Consider the following 13,732-nt stretch of genomic DNA (forward strand, 5'->3'; position numbering starts at 1 on the left):
GGCGTAAGAGGATATTTTAGCGGATAAACATTAAGCCTGGGCTTAAGCGATGCACGCCCAGTCGACCGGCGCTGCAGGAGGCGTGGCCTGGAGTCATCTCTGATGGAACAGCGATCTCGGGTACAATGCCCGGATCATGAGCGATCCACACCTCCAGCACGCGCACCAGCACCATCAGCACGATCACCACGAGCATGGCGAGCATGCGCATCATCATGTGGACACCGGTCCACGCCTGCTCTGGGCCTTGCTGCTGACGCTCGGCTTTGCCGGGGTCGAGGCAGTGACCGGCTTCTGGTCGGGATCGCTGGCACTGCTCGGTGATGCCGGGCATATGGTCACCGACAGCGCCTCGCTCGGCCCTCGCGGCCTTTGCCGCCTGGCTCGCGCAACGCCCGCCGACGCAACGACACACCTACGGATATGGCCGGGTCGAGACGCTGGCGGCGCTGCTCAATGTCGTTTTCATGGTACTGGTGGTGGTCGGCATCTCGGTCGCCGCAGTCGGTCGCATTCTCGATCCTGCGGCGGTCAATGGCGCAGCGGTCACCCTGGTTGCGGCGCTCGGCCTGGTCCTCAACATCGCTGTCGCCTGGCTGCTGATGCACGGCGAGCAGACGATGAATACGCGCGGCGCCCTGCTGCACGTCCTCGGCGATCTGCTCGGTTCGGTGGCGGCGCTGGTCTCCGGCGCGGTGGTGATGTGGACCGGCTGGATGACCATCGACCCCCTGCTCTCGATGTTGATCTGCGCGCTGATGCTGGCTTCGAGTCTGCGTCTGTTGCGCGAAGTCCTGCAGGCGCTGATGGAAGGCGTGCCGCCCAGCCTGTCAACCGAGCAGGTCGGGCGCGTGCTGGCTGGCATCGCGGGCGTCGCCTCGGTGCACGACCTGCATATCTGGACCTTGTCGTCGAAGCGCGTCGCCCTTTCGGCACATCTCATCGTCGAATCGCTAGAACAATGGCCGACAGTCCTCGCCGCCAGTCGGCATGCGCTCGCTGCGCAGGGCATCACACGTGACGCTGCAGCCGGAACCCTTGACCAATACCGGTGCGCTGGCTGCCGATCCCCGAGAAACTCCGTCAGCAGAATGCCGGGGCCTCCCGATGAGGGTGCTCGTGCAGCGCGTCGCCGCGGCACGGGTCGAAGTCGAAGGAGAAGTCGCTGGCTCGATCGGAGCGGGTCTGCTGATCCTGGCCGCTTTCGAGGAGATCGATGCCAGCTCTGATCTGGCCTGGATGTCCGCCAAGCTGGCCCGACTGCGCATCTTCCCCGATGCGGCCGGGATAATGAACCGCAGCGTCATCGACGCCAAGGGTGAGCTTCTCGCAGTCAGCCAGTTCACACTCTTCGCGTCGACCCGGAAAGGCAATCGTCCATCGTGGAGTCGTGCAGCTCGTCCTGAACTCGCGCAAGCGCTGTTCCAAAGCTTTGTCGAGCAGCTCGAAAGCGCCAGCGGGCGTCGCGTGCAAACCGGTGTTTTCGGTGCCGACATGCGGGTACACCTGATCAACGACGGGCCGGTGACAATCAGCATCGATTCGCGTCAGCCAGAATAGCTCGGCACAACGCGTCGGCTGAAAACACGAATGGCACAACTTTTTTCAGGTGTGCCCTTGCTGCCATCGCTGGCGTCCCCACGGGGATTCGAACCCCGGTACCTACCGTGAAAGGGTAGTGTCCTGGGCCTCTAGACGATGGGGACCCGGAACTCTTTCGGCTTGTGGTGGAGGTACGCGGGATCGAACCGCGGACCTCTTGCATGCCATGCAAGCGCTCTCCCAGCTGAGCTATACCCCCGCAGCAGGCGAAAGAAGTTCCGGGATTATAGGGAGTAAAACGGGCACTCGCCGCTGTAAAGCGCGTAGAGCCGCCCCGGACGGCGCCTGGCACTTCGGGAAGTGCTTGAATCCACCGGGCCTGGTTCGGCTACGCAAGCGTTTGCCACCAAGACAAGCGTTTGATGTATCGACGTTCTGAATGAAGGAGATTCACAATGTTAGCAAGTCCTGTTTCACCAGTAGTGGGGTCGGTGCCTGGCGCGGCAACTGCCCAGGCCATGCTTTCGCTGGCGCAGAAAAGCTGCCGCAGCCTGGTCATGCCATGCCCCGAGGACGTGACGATTGATCATGAGTATGAGCGTGTCTACATCTCGTCGTGTTCGCGTCCGCGTTTGCGCCGCCCGACGTCGACGGTCGCCTTCGGGTTTCAAACCGGCTTACCGGATTTCCCCAACCCCTTCAAACCGGCAAGCGCCAGCCTGGTCAACGGCGCGATCCTGACGCTGACTCTCAGCAATCTCGATGCGCCGGTGGTCAACCAGACCGCCGAGTTGAGTGAACTTGGCGCTTTTCGCCCGGTCGGCATCGACTTCTTGCCGATCGACAGCGCGCAGGCACGCCTTTTCGTAACCGACCGTCCGGCGGATGGGCGCGCCCGCGTAGTCATTTTCGACGTCGAGCGGGCGAGCGGAGCGCTTTCCAGGCCGCAGTTCATCGAGAATGAGTCTTTCATCCGCGCGCCGAACGAGATCGCTGCGGTCAGTACCGATGCCTTCTATTTCACCAATACTCAGGAAAGTCGCTTTCAATGGCAGCAGTTGATCGAGACTGTCGTTCCGATCGGCTTCGGTTCGATCGTTTCCTGCCGACTGATGACTGATGGGCCGGTGTTTCACGTCGACGATGCATTCAAGCACTTTCCCAACGGTGTTGCCTACGAATCCGCCACCAAGCGGCTGTATGTCGCTGCGTCGATGGCGAAGAAAATCATGGTCTATGGGGTCGTCGGCGCAGCGAGCAAGCCGAGACTCGTTCCGCTTGCTGAGATCGCAGTACCCGTTGCTGCCGACAATCTGACCTGGGACGCTGCCGGCAACCTCTGGGTCGCCGGCAGCCCTGATCTGGCTGCACTGATGTTCTATACGGTCGGTCAACGGGAAGACTGCCCGTCCGAGGTGGTCCGGATCGTCGATCCGAGTGGCGCCGCGCGTGTCGAGCCGGTCTTCACCGACGACGGGCAACTGATTTCGGCAGCGAGTGTCGGGGCATATCACGAGACCGGCGGTCGCCGGCAGCTGGTCGTCGGCGCACCATTCCAGAACCGGCTGCTGGTCGTCGATTGGTAATCTTTTCTGCTGCCGGTACCGCCCGTCGGGCCACCGCCAGGCAGCGTCACCACTCTCTTGAAGGAGAAAACCATGTTGCAAAGGATTGGACTGGCGTTTCAGGGAGGGTCATTTCTCGCCGGAGCGATCGACGCTGGCGTCGTCAGCGGCCTGGTCGAGGCGCGCGCCTTCGAAAAATACGACATCAGCGCGTATTCCGGCACCTCTGCGGGCGCCCTGGTTGCCGCGGTGTGCTGGCGTCATGCGCTGCAGCATGCGCATGGGACGATGCAGGAGCGCATGGCGACCGCTCCCGAGGCGCTCCGCAAGCAGTGGCTGCACAATGCAAACGGGATGATTTTCAACCAGGCAGTGGGCGACGGGGTGAAGGCGGTCGATCATTTGTGGTCGTCGACCAACCCGGCCTATTTCTGGTGGAAGGACAAGGTCGCGGTGGAATGGCTGCACGGTCGTTTTCAGGACTGGCTGAATGCCTATGTCGAACCGGAGACCTGCATGGACTTGCTCTACCAGCGTTACGTGGCTTCCACGCAGCCGCCGGGTGATCTGGCTGCGGCGCAACTCGCTTTCGACAGGGATACGAAGGACGGGACGCGGCCACGCTTGCTGGTTGGCGCCACGCGCGTGAAGGACAGCGAGGATGTCAACATTACCGACGAAGACTTCTTCGCCGAACTCGTCAAGGCGTTGAAAGGCCACCCGGGCGACCACGCCACAGCGATCCGCGTCGCTGCCGACTACATGCGCCACGGAATCATGGCATCCGGCTCGATCGACTTTATCAACGGCATGACCACCATCAAGGAGGGTCGCCACGCCGGGACTTACCTCGACGGCGCCTGGTCGGAGAACCCGCCGCTGAAGGGGCTGCTCAGTGCCAGGCTTGACCAGATCTGGATGGTCGAGGTGTTTCCCAGGCGCTGCGCCGAGATTCCCGATACTTTTGCAGAGCGCGAGGACCGGCGCGAGGAACTGTGGCAGAACGCGGTGGTCGAGCAGCAGCGCACCTTCATCAACAAGGTCAACCTGTGGATCGAGAGCGGCCGGCTGGTATCCGACGCAACCTTGCTGGCGGGCCTGAAAACCAGTCTGCTGGCGAAACTCAAGGACCGGACAAGCCCAGAATGTCAGCGCTTGCTGGCGGCGTTCAGGAACAGCGAGGATGATTGGGAGGACAAGATCAACGAAGACGAGAAAATCGTCGATGCGATCCTCAAGCCCTACCGATACGTCGAGACGCGCTGCATCCAGCTGCCGCCGGAAATGCAGTCCCTGACTGCCGGCGCGCGCCTGGTCAACACGCCGAGCTTTCTGCTCGACAAGATGGAATTTGGACGTGCCAATACTCTCCAGTTTCTGACTACGCTCCATTGAAGCGAGGCCGCGCCCGACAGGGCGCGGTGTCTGGCAAGGAGGATCCGGGCGGCAGATCCCGATGGACGGTAAGCGACCCGGGTCACGGGTGAGCTACGTAGCCGCTTGTCCACGAACCAGCATGCAGTCGAACTCGATGATCGCCAGAGTGGTCTTGTCGCGAGATACCGGAAAAAAACCGGACGGCAGGAATCCGGCCGCCTGGAAAACCGTCAGTGATTCAATGAAACCGGGGGTTCCTTGGTAGAGCGGGATGACCGAACACTCGATCAGAACTGCCTTGATCCGTGGCAGCAAGGCCGTTGCCCCCGAGAAAACCTGCAGATCGAATCCCTGGGTGTCGAGTTTGAGAAGCAGGCGGCTCTCCTGTTGGGCAATGCCCTCGATGCCATCGAGACGTTTCACCGGTACCTTGATGATTTCTTTCAGACCGGTGCGTTCAGGGAAATATTGCTCGGAATTCTCGTTGGTTTTCAGGAAGGATGAAAAATCGCTGCCGGCAAGGACGTTGAGTTCCATCGCCCCATCCTGTTCGGCCAGCCCGCAATGGTGAGTCGTGAACAAACGATCTGCAGCGAATCGCTCGGCAAGCTCACGGGCCATCGCCGGAATGGGCTCGAATGCCTCGATACGCCCGGCAAATCCGGCAGCGCGCAACCGCGATGAAAATTGCCCGGCATTGGCGCCCACATCGATGACCGTATCAATCGCGTGCTTGTCGAGGATCTGCAACAGATGCCTGTCGAGTTGCAGGTGATTCTTGCGGCGGGAGATTGCATCGTAGCCAAACCAGCCGGCTAACGCAGGAACAAGTTTCATCTCTATCCTTACCGAGGAACAGGCAGCGAGTCGGCTCTGCTAAGGGTTCTTGCCGGTGATGCCTGCGTAGAATGCCTGGATCTCCAGCATGTCGGCTGAAAGGTCGCCTGTCGGTTGAAACAGGCGGCTCACGCCAGCCACTTTTTCCTTGAAATCCAGATAACCCAGGGCGATCGGGACACCAGCACCTGCGGCGATGTAATAGAAACCCGTTTTCCAGCGAGTCACTCGGCTTCGAGTCCCCTCCGGGGAAACAATGATGACCATTCCAGAATTGTTGTCAAAGGCATCGACCGTGCTTTGTACGAGATTTCCTACGCGCTCGCGGTTCACCGGAATCCCGCCCAGCCAACCCATCACGCCACCGATCAGGGGCGGAAAGAGCGTCGATTTTCCCATCCAGTACACCCGCAGCTGCAGGGCAAAACAGACCATCAGGGTGAAGGGAAAGTCCCAATTACTGGTGTGCGGCGCGGCAATCAACACATATTTTGGTGCATCCGGCGCGCCGCCTTTCACTCGCCATCCCAGCAAGTGCAACAGCAGCCGGGACAGCCAGTGCATGAGGGTATTGATCAGCGGGGTAGCGAAAATCGTACGCTGCATGGATGAAATCTTTGCCAGTCAAGGCGGTTGGTGGAGATGGGCGGTGTGCAGGCGCAAGCCGGGCAGTTTTTCGCTCGAGTCCATCCTGCCGGAGCCAAGCGAGCCACCATCTAGTCTACTCTCTTCTGAAACACCGGATCCGATGAAGGATTCCAAGAGCACGCCACGAATCACCGAGACGGCCAAGGGACTCTGAGTGGTCAATAGGATTGCCGGGATGGCGTCGGGTGCAGTTCTTTTGTCGTGCCGATTACCGAAACGGTGGCGAATGCAACTGACTTGTCCTAGACTATTTGGTCTTCATTCGCGCCAGGAAAGTCCAACCATGAAATGCTCATTATGCCAGGAGAGAAAAGGCAAGCGGGTCTGCAAGATCAAAGCGGCCCAGTTGATCTGCCCGACTTGCTGTGCAAGCCTGCGGACAGAGGTCTGCGAGGGCTGTTCCTATTACGGTCCGTGTCTTGCCTATCAGCGCGAAAAGCAGCTCAACCACAAGAAAGACTTTCTCGTCGAGATCCTGCCCGAGATCGACGAACGCTGTGACGTCGCTCTGGAACTGGCCGAGAAGGGCAAGCTTGCACAAGCGATGGCCATTCTCGAAGAACTCCGCCAGCAGCATCCGAATTATCATATGGTGATCTATGGAATAGGCGCCTGCCATGCCCTGCGTGGCGACCTCGATGAGGCCATCCATTGCTTCGAGCGGGCAGTAGAGATTTTCCCGCTGCTGGCGCAAGCGCACTACAATCTGGGCACAGCCTATATGCAAAAGGTCGATTTCCAGAAAGCCGTCAGTGCTTACGAGAATGCCATCGCAGTCGATCGCCGCGATGGTGAGGTGGGAAGACTGGCCCGCAAGCATCTCGACGAGCTGGAAGTCCTGGTGCGCAGCCACTCTGGCATCAGCCTGGCGCAATACCTCAACAATTCACGGACCTTCGACAAGGCGTTTGCCGCCCTGCGCGACGGCCAGTACCCATTGTCCATCGAATTGTTCGAGCAGGTTCTGAAAGTGGACAAGAATCATGTGCAATCGTACGGCAACATGGGTCTTGCCTATGCCAGCCTCGGCAACAGGCAGAAAGCCCTGGAGTGCCTGGACAAGGCGATTGAACTCGATCCGGAGTATGAACCTGCAATCATCAATCGACAGGCCGTTGTGCGCATCCCTGATGGTCAGGCGCTGCGCATCCCCGAACTTCTAGAAATCAGCTATTACAGAGATGTCATTGAACGCCAGGAGTCATCCACCAACAGGCTGTCGGCAAAAGGCGGGATTTCCCTCGATGACAAGCGCAGTACCGAGCCCTCTTGAGCAGCGATGATCGACGGACTGGCCGGAGACTGTCTGCAACAGCGGTCCCGATCCGTTCTGCTGCCAATGGGCCAATGGGCACTGAAATGGCCGAGATGACCGATGAGGAGTATCATCCGGGCAGGTTGCGGTTTCTGTGATTCTTGCAGAATCGGCAGGTTTTGCACGAACGATCTTCAGTAAGGATACGAAGCTGCTGCGTACCCGAAGACGCAGCGGTTGATGGAAAATTCACGAGCTCGGGGAGATGGGTACCTGACGCTCTGGCCTACGGGAACTCGGAAGATCAACATGAAATTGCCCAAGCAGATGTCCGCAGCGGGCGGCCACCGGACGGCAGTGCGCCAACAGGTATCGGCAACCGTGCTGTTCGCCGATATCTGCGGCAGTACCCGCTTGTTCGAAAAATATGGTGATTGGCAGGCGCGACAGATCGAGAGCCGGGTTCTCGAGTTGCTCCAGGCAAAAACCGCAGAGTTCGACGGTACGGTGGTCAAAACCATCGGCGATGAGATCATGAGCCGCTTTCCGGACGCGGCACGGGCCTTGCAGGCTGCCTGTGAAATGCACTCCGTGATCAAGGACGATCCACCCTTGCTGGAATTCAACATCGCCGTCCGGATCGGTCTGCAGCACGGGCCCGTTCTGGTCGAGCAAAGCGACCTGTTCGGAGACGCGGTTAATGTGGCTGCTCGCATGGTCGCCCTGGCCAAGGCCGACCAGATCATCACCACCCGCGAGACGGTTCGCCAGTTGCCGGACAATCTCGAACTGATGTCCCGCAGTCTCGGTTGGTCGCGCGTCCGGGGCAAGCAGGAGGAGATGGAAATCGTCGAGGTGATCTGGCAGGAGTCATCCAGCCTGACGCAACTCGTCAGCATCGAGCAACAGGATGAAATACGCAGCCTGCTGTTCGCCCGCCTGATTCTCAAATATCGTGACAGAACCTTCGAGGTGATGCCCGACTCCCATATTTTCACCATCGGGCGCGGCGACAGGAACAATCTGGTGGTAGATCAGGATCGAGTGTCCCGCACACATGCCGATATCGAGTTCCGTCAGGGCAAATTCATCCTGGTCGATGGCAGTACCAACGGTACCCATCTATTGCTGGAGAACGGCTCGCGTTTCTTCGTGCAGCGCGAGGAGTTTACCCTGCACGACCGGGGGATCATCTGCCTCGGACAGGTGGCCGCCGAAAATGACCCTGATCTGATCCGCTACGAGTGCGTACAGCCATGATGCACGGCCTGGCCTGGCGATCATTGGGACTCGGTGCTGACAAGCCGTAAGGGTGGATGGGTGTGGCGGCACGCCCCTTGGTGGCTTCCACCTTATGGCTCTGGCCGGACGGGAGGCTTGACGCTCGAAGAAGGCTTGCCCGGCTGCTCGAACTTCCAGCTCGGCTGTGCGGGTGGTGGCTTCTGAACGGGCAATGGTCGCAGCAAAGGCCGCTGGTGCGGACGCTGATGCCAGCCGGCGACATGGCGCAGATAGAAGGTCACCGGTTCCGCCAGCTTGAGCAAGCCGCCGTTGCCATCGACGATCGCGGCATCCAGCTGGTAATGCTGGTTTACGGGTGGCAGCGTGTCTCCCCAGAACTCGGGTGGAATCATGAATTCATGGGCGGTGAAGCGCTGGCCGACGGGGCGACCGTTGATGCTGACGGTGATGGCATGCCCTTCGCCAAGTTGCAGTGCCGGTTCCACCGCCACCCGCACCTCGAACAATGCGCTGTTGGCGGCGACACTGCCGTCGTTTGCGGGGACGACGATGCTGAATTTGCGGTAGGCAGGTGGTGGCGCCGCGGCTGGGCCGCTTTCCTCCGCTGTTCGGCGGGTGGCCGGGACAGGCGCTTTGGGGACGACCGGAACCGGTTTGCTGATATTGAGTTCCGGCAGGCTTACCGGCTGGGCACCTGCTTGCGGTTTGTCGGAATACATCGGGCTGCCAGCGCCGCGAGTGACAAAGACCTCCTGCGCCGCTGCCTGAACGGACAGCAGCAGTGAGAGCAGCACGAGGAACTGGATCGCCGGCTCAGGCACTGCGTGCGCAAGTCTGGTCAAGCGCGGCCAACAACACCTGCGCTACGCGTGGCGAATAGAGCATCGTCAGATGACCGAGCCCTTCGATCGAGTGGCTGGCGGTACCCGGCAATTGCAAGTTGCTTTGTGGCATCACATAATTGTCGTGCGGACTGTAGATGACCAGAGTATCAAGCATCGGCGCCGGACTGGCAAGCGCCTGCAGCCAGGCGCTACCGATCCGCATCTGACGCGCGTTGGCGCCGAAACCGAGCGGCGCGATCCGACTGCCCTGATGCGGAGTTCCGAGAGTCACCAGACCGACGACTCGCGATTTGCCATAATGCTGCAGATAGGCGCGCGCGACCAGCCCGCCCATGCTGTGGCCGACCAGCAACAGATGTTCGGCACCGGTCTCGGCGAGAACCGCAGCGATTCGTTGCTCCAGGGGATCGACGTAATCGTCGATGCTGCCGAAGACCGGTTCGAGGTTGATCGTCGCCACCGTCCAGCCGGCTGCCTGCAAACGACGGCGCAGCCACCACCAGGCCGCGCGCGAGCAGCCGTAGCCGTGCACCAGCAGCACCGGCGGGCGGCTGCCTGCGGGCAGAAGGTCGGATCCTCGCGCATCCACCAGCGTTCGAAAGGGAAGAGGAGCACGAAGCAGAGCAGATGCGCTGCATACTCGCCGAGAACCATGCGCAGCGCCTGCCACAGCGATAGGGTCGGCGCCGGTGAATGCCAGGCCCAGGCATAGGCGTAGGTGATGAGGGTCAGCACGGCGCGCAGCGAAAGAATGCCGGCTAGTGTCAGCAGTGCCGCCTGAAACGGCGAAGCATCGAAGCCGTACCTGGCAATCGCCACGTAGAGCGCCACTTCGAGGAGCAGGGAAAGGCGAAGAGCACGTGCGAGCATGACGGTAAATCTCCGTCAGGGGATGAGCGGACTTGGCCTGCCGGACAATTCGGCGGCCAGCAGGCTGGCGTTGCGTGCCACCAGTCCGTAGATCGAGAGCTGCGGATTGACCCCCAGGCTGGTCGGAAAGAGCGATCCGTCGTGTATCGACAGATTGGCGAGCCAGAAGTGCCGGCCGCGATGATCGACGACGCCACGCTGTGGCCCGTCGGCCATCCCGCAACCGCCCATCACGTGCGCGCTGACGACCCGGCAGACGAATGGCTTGAGCGGCAGTTCATTGATCCCTTTCCTGGCTTCGGCCCAGCTTGCATAGCCCGGAGCCGTTTCGTGCGCTGGCGAAACCCAGCGCGCGCCGGCGGCAAACTGGATTTCGGCCATTGCCAACAGGGCGCGACGCGTGGCTTCCCAGATCACGTCGCCGAGCGGATAATCGAGCACCGGCAGACCGTCACTGCCGAGACGAACCTGGCCGCCGCGGCTTTCGGGATGAAAACCATCGCGCAGCAGCGCCAGCAGCGCGTTGACCTGCGTGAACTCGCGCATCAGTCTGGCGTGTGCCTCGCCAAAGCCCTGCAGGGTGGTCGAAAAGAGCACCGGATGCAAGGGCGGCGTCTCGATCTTGAAGCCGAGCGGACCGTCGATCGGCGCCTGGTGCAGAAAATGATCGGAGTAGATCGATTGCGGCGCGCCGGCGTAAGCATCGACGCGCTCTGGCATCAGTGCCGACGAAATCACCACCGGGTGCAGGAAAGTGCGCTTGCCCAGCAAGCGGAAGGGGTCGGGAACGCCGCTGCGCAGCAACAGCGCCGGGCTGCCGATGGCGCCGCCGGCGATCACGAAATGGCGGGCGCGCAACTGCACCCGCTTGCCGGACGGATGAATGCCGTCGGGCTGCAGCGCCATGCAGTCGAGGGCGCTGACCCGGCTGCCATTGAAACGTAGACGTTCGGCGCGCAGGCGGGTGTACAAGGTCGCACCACGGTTGAGCGCTGCCGGGATGGTGGTCAGCAGCATCGACTGCTTGGCGTTGGTCGGGCAGCCCATGCCGCAGTAACCGAGGTTCCAGCAACCCTTGACGTTGCGCTTGATGACCCCGACCGGGATGGCGAGCTTCTCGCCACCGACCACCAGCACCTGGTTGTTCGGGTTCGGCGGCGTATCCCAGGGGCGCACCCACAGCTTGTGCTCCATCACGGCGAACCAGGAACTCATCGAGTGGGCGCTGAGTTGCCGCAAGCCGAACTGGCGTTGCCAGAAGTCGAAGACCTCGGGCGGCGTGCGGAAGCTGCTGGTCCAGTTTACCGTCGTCGAACCACCGACGCAGCGCCCCTGCAGAATGTTGATCGCCTTGTCGGCAGTCTTGCGCGAAGCCGATTCCTGATACAGCTCGGGATAGGCATCGGCTTCGCGCATCTTGAAGTCGGTCGACGAGCGTAGCGGCCCTTCCTCGACGAGAACGACGCGCAGACCGGCGTCGCTGAGGATGTCGGCAGTCACTCCGCCACCGGCGCCGGTACCGACGATGACCACATCGAACTCGTGCGTCTGGCCCCTGGGGAGCGTCGATGCGTCAATGTGCTTCCAGCCGGAAGCCAGACCGGTCTTGATCGGATCGAGCATCAGAAATACCCTTTTGGTGGACCGGGATAGCCGATGGCATCCCAGGTTTCGGGACGTGCGTACCAGGCTCCGAAAGTCAGGTCGTGCAGCGCTCCATAGGCGGTCTGCAGCAGGTTGAGGCGGCTCGCTCGCCAGGATTGCAGGAATTCGCCAACCTCGGCGACGCTGGCTTCTCGCCATGGCTTGCCGACACCGGCAAGCATGAAGCGCGCCGGCGCCAGCACCAGCAGGCCGAACAACTCGCCGATCTCCTTCTGGGCGGCCAGCGGCAGGCCGGCGACCTCAACGGCGATGCCATCGACGGTCAGGGCCACCTGCTGGCGGCGTTGCTCATGGTCTCTTGGCAGCGCACCTTCGAGCATCGCGTTGCATAGCGCGCCGAGCATCTCGCGCTCGCTGTTGCTCAGGCGGCGTGCTCCGGCGGCATTGAGCCAGCCACAGAACGAGAGCAGGAGACTTCCGGCAATACCAGTCTTGATGAATTGGCGACGGGACGGAATCATCGCAGAAGGATCCTCGTCAAGCGCTCGAACAGGCCCCGGTAAGGCGGCTTGAACAGGCCGATGCCGGACAGCCGGGACTGCCGAAAAACCCCTTTCCTGACCGAGAAGGTCTCGAAACCGGCGAAACCGTGATAGCAACCCATGCCGCTCGGACCCACACCACCGAAGGGCAGGTCGTCCTGTGCGATGTGCAGAATGGTGTCGTTGATCGTCACTCCGCCGCAAACCGTTTCATCGAGGATGCGCTCGATCGCGGCACGATCGTTGTCGAAGTAATACAGCGCCAGCGGGCGCGGCCGGCCGTTGACGAAGGCTATTGCCTCGTCGAGATCGCGGTACGGCCGCAGCGGCAGCAGCGGGCCGAAGATTTCCTCTTGCATCACGCGCAACTCGTCACCGGCGTCAAGCAGCACTACCGGCGGCAGGCGCCGCCTGAGTGGGTCGGCAACGGCAGCTGCTGCCAGGTCGACAATCTTCGCTCCGGCCATTCTGGCCTCTTCAAGGCAGGCCGAGAGGCGCGCATACTGGCGCTGATCGACGATCGTCGAATAGTCTGCGGTTTTCTCGATGTCGGGATAGCAGGCGGCGACGACGCTGCGTGCCTGATCGATGAATGCCTGCTCCTGTCCGGCCGGCAGCAGCACGTAGTCGGGAGCGATGCAGGTCTGTCCGGCGTTGAGGCACTTGCCGACGATGATGCGCTCGACGGCACGAGCGAAGTGGGCTGGGGACAGCGCGGGACCGATGATCGCCGGTGACTTGCCGCCGAGTTCGAGCGTCACCGGTGTCAGGTTTTCTGCCGCGGCACGCATCACCTGGCGGCCGACCGAAGTCGAACCAGTGAACAACAGATGGTCGAAGGGAAGCTGCGAAAATTCCCTGGCCACCTTGACGTCGCCCTCGACCACCGACAACTCGTCTTCAGCGAAGTATCTGCCAACCAGCTCGGCGAACAGCGACGCGGTCGCCGGGGTGATCTCCGACATCTTGACCAGCGCCCGATTGCCGGCGGCCAGTGCTGCTGCGAGCGGTGCCGCGGCGAGGAAAATCGGGTAGTTCCAGGGCACCATGATGCCGACGGCGCCAAGCGGCTGATGACGCACTTCCGCCCGGCCCGGCTGAAACCACAGCGAAACCGAACGCGCCTGTGGCTGCATCCAGCGCCGCAGGTTGCGGCGCGCATGGCGGATCGCTTCGTGACTCGGAAAAAGCTCGAGCAGGCGTGTTTCGGCAGCCGAACGATGGCCAAAATCGCGGCCTATCGCGTCGGCGATCGCCTGCTCGTTGTCGAGCAACAGCCGATCGAGTGCCAGCAGGCGGCGATCGCGCAAGGCCCGATCCGGATGTGGATCGCTGCGTGCCGCCGCCTGCAAAAGGGAAAAGCGCCTTGCCAGGGTATCGGGATGAGGCATTTGCCGCTCCTTT

General features: G+C 61.5%; 14 protein-coding genes and 2 tRNA genes. 6 read left to right on the forward strand and 10 right to left on the reverse strand.

What is annotated here, in order from left to right; translation table 11 throughout:
- Nucleotides 1-16: 16 nt before the first annotated feature.
- Nucleotides 17-334, reverse strand: a complete 318-nt coding sequence (locus V5B59_RS26320; RefSeq protein WP_408612955.1) for a hypothetical protein — start codon at nucleotides 332-334, stop codon at nucleotides 17-19.
- Here V5B59_RS26320 and V5B59_RS18700 point away from each other — a divergent pair.
- Together V5B59_RS18700 and dtd are read left to right on the forward strand one after the other, a co-directional pair.
- Complete coding sequence (locus V5B59_RS18700; protein ID WP_332352223.1) at nucleotides 324-1,229, forward strand: cation diffusion facilitator family transporter; 906 nt, start codon at nucleotides 324-326, stop codon at nucleotides 1,227-1,229. The two genes, V5B59_RS26320 and V5B59_RS18700, sit on opposite strands and share 11 nt — an antisense overlap.
- The gene (gene dtd / locus V5B59_RS18705; protein ID WP_332352224.1) at nucleotides 1,120-1,560 is read left to right on the forward strand and encodes a D-aminoacyl-tRNA deacylase; all 441 of its coding nucleotides are present in this window, start codon (nucleotides 1,120-1,122) and stop codon (nucleotides 1,558-1,560) included. The genes V5B59_RS18700 and dtd overlap by 110 nt, the downstream gene beginning before the upstream one ends.
- A gap of 70 nt (nucleotides 1,561-1,630) precedes the next feature.
- Here the strand turns inward: dtd and V5B59_RS18710 are convergent.
- Nucleotides 1,631-1,706, reverse strand: a tRNA-Glu gene (locus V5B59_RS18710).
- A gap of 19 nt (nucleotides 1,707-1,725) precedes the next feature.
- A tRNA-Ala gene (locus V5B59_RS18715) sits at nucleotides 1,726-1,801 on the reverse strand.
- A 196-nt stretch (nucleotides 1,802-1,997) separates the two neighbouring features.
- On the opposite strand from V5B59_RS18715, the gene V5B59_RS18720 reads away from it, so the two are divergent.
- Both V5B59_RS18720 and V5B59_RS18725 read left to right on the forward strand, forming a co-directional pair.
- The gene (locus tag V5B59_RS18720) at nucleotides 1,998-3,128 is read left to right on the forward strand and encodes an SMP-30/gluconolactonase/LRE family protein (RefSeq protein ID WP_288131982.1); all 1,131 of its coding nucleotides are present in this window, start codon (nucleotides 1,998-2,000) and stop codon (nucleotides 3,126-3,128) included.
- A gap of 72 nt (nucleotides 3,129-3,200) precedes the next feature.
- Nucleotides 3,201-4,502, forward strand: a complete 1,302-nt coding sequence (locus tag V5B59_RS18725; RefSeq protein ID WP_169069410.1) for a patatin-like phospholipase family protein — start codon at nucleotides 3,201-3,203, stop codon at nucleotides 4,500-4,502.
- A gap of 93 nt (nucleotides 4,503-4,595) precedes the next feature.
- Here V5B59_RS18725 and V5B59_RS18730 read toward each other — a convergent pair whose 3' ends face one another.
- Together V5B59_RS18730 and V5B59_RS18735 are read right to left on the reverse strand one after the other, a co-directional pair.
- Complete coding sequence (locus V5B59_RS18730; RefSeq protein ID WP_169069411.1) at nucleotides 4,596-5,321, reverse strand: FkbM family methyltransferase; 726 nt, start codon at nucleotides 5,319-5,321, stop codon at nucleotides 4,596-4,598.
- Nucleotides 5,322-5,360: 39 nt separating this feature from the next.
- Nucleotides 5,361-5,885: a lysophospholipid acyltransferase family protein gene (locus V5B59_RS18735; protein ID WP_308240054.1), complete on the reverse strand. Its 525-nt coding sequence runs from the start codon at nucleotides 5,883-5,885 to the stop codon at nucleotides 5,361-5,363.
- Nucleotides 5,886-6,252: 367 nt separating this feature from the next.
- Here V5B59_RS18735 and V5B59_RS18740 point away from each other — a divergent pair, with 367 nt between their 5' ends.
- Both V5B59_RS18740 and V5B59_RS18745 read left to right on the forward strand, forming a co-directional pair.
- Nucleotides 6,253-7,242: a tetratricopeptide repeat protein gene (locus V5B59_RS18740; RefSeq protein WP_169069413.1), complete on the forward strand. Its 990-nt coding sequence runs from the start codon at nucleotides 6,253-6,255 to the stop codon at nucleotides 7,240-7,242.
- Nucleotides 7,243-7,533: 291 nt separating this feature from the next.
- Nucleotides 7,534-8,484: an adenylate/guanylate cyclase domain-containing protein gene (locus V5B59_RS18745; RefSeq protein WP_169069414.1), complete on the forward strand. Its 951-nt coding sequence runs from the start codon at nucleotides 7,534-7,536 to the stop codon at nucleotides 8,482-8,484.
- A 92-nt stretch (nucleotides 8,485-8,576) separates the two neighbouring features.
- Here the strand turns inward: V5B59_RS18745 and V5B59_RS18750 are convergent, their stop codons facing one another.
- The 5 genes from V5B59_RS18750 to V5B59_RS18770 all read right to left on the reverse strand — a co-directional run bounded on the left by V5B59_RS18750 (nucleotide 8,577) and on the right by V5B59_RS18770 (nucleotide 13,719).
- Entirely contained in the window at nucleotides 8,577-9,287 is a 711-nt protein-coding gene (locus tag V5B59_RS18750; RefSeq protein ID WP_034913364.1) for a hypothetical protein, read from the reverse strand.
- Complete coding sequence (locus V5B59_RS18755; RefSeq protein WP_332352225.1) at nucleotides 9,280-9,900, reverse strand: esterase/lipase family protein; 621 nt, start codon at nucleotides 9,898-9,900, stop codon at nucleotides 9,280-9,282. Before V5B59_RS18755 ends, V5B59_RS18750 begins: the two co-directional genes overlap by 8 nt.
- 296 nt (nucleotides 9,901-10,196) lie before the next feature.
- Entirely contained in the window at nucleotides 10,197-11,804 is a 1,608-nt protein-coding gene (locus V5B59_RS18760) for a GMC family oxidoreductase (RefSeq protein WP_169069415.1), read from the reverse strand.
- A complete protein-coding gene (locus V5B59_RS18765) occupies nucleotides 11,804-12,307 on the reverse strand; it encodes a hypothetical protein (protein ID WP_034913359.1) in 504 nt (167 codons plus the stop codon). The genes V5B59_RS18760 and V5B59_RS18765 overlap by 1 nt, the downstream gene beginning before the upstream one ends.
- Entirely contained in the window at nucleotides 12,304-13,719 is a 1,416-nt protein-coding gene (locus V5B59_RS18770) for a coniferyl aldehyde dehydrogenase (RefSeq protein WP_169069416.1), read from the reverse strand. Before V5B59_RS18770 ends, V5B59_RS18765 begins: the two co-directional genes overlap by 4 nt.
- Nucleotides 13,720-13,732 lie beyond the last annotated feature (13 nt).

It is taken from the genome of Candidatus Accumulibacter contiguus (assembly GCF_036625285.1).
Classification (GTDB): Bacteria; Pseudomonadota; Gammaproteobacteria; order Burkholderiales; family Rhodocyclaceae; genus Accumulibacter; species Accumulibacter contiguus.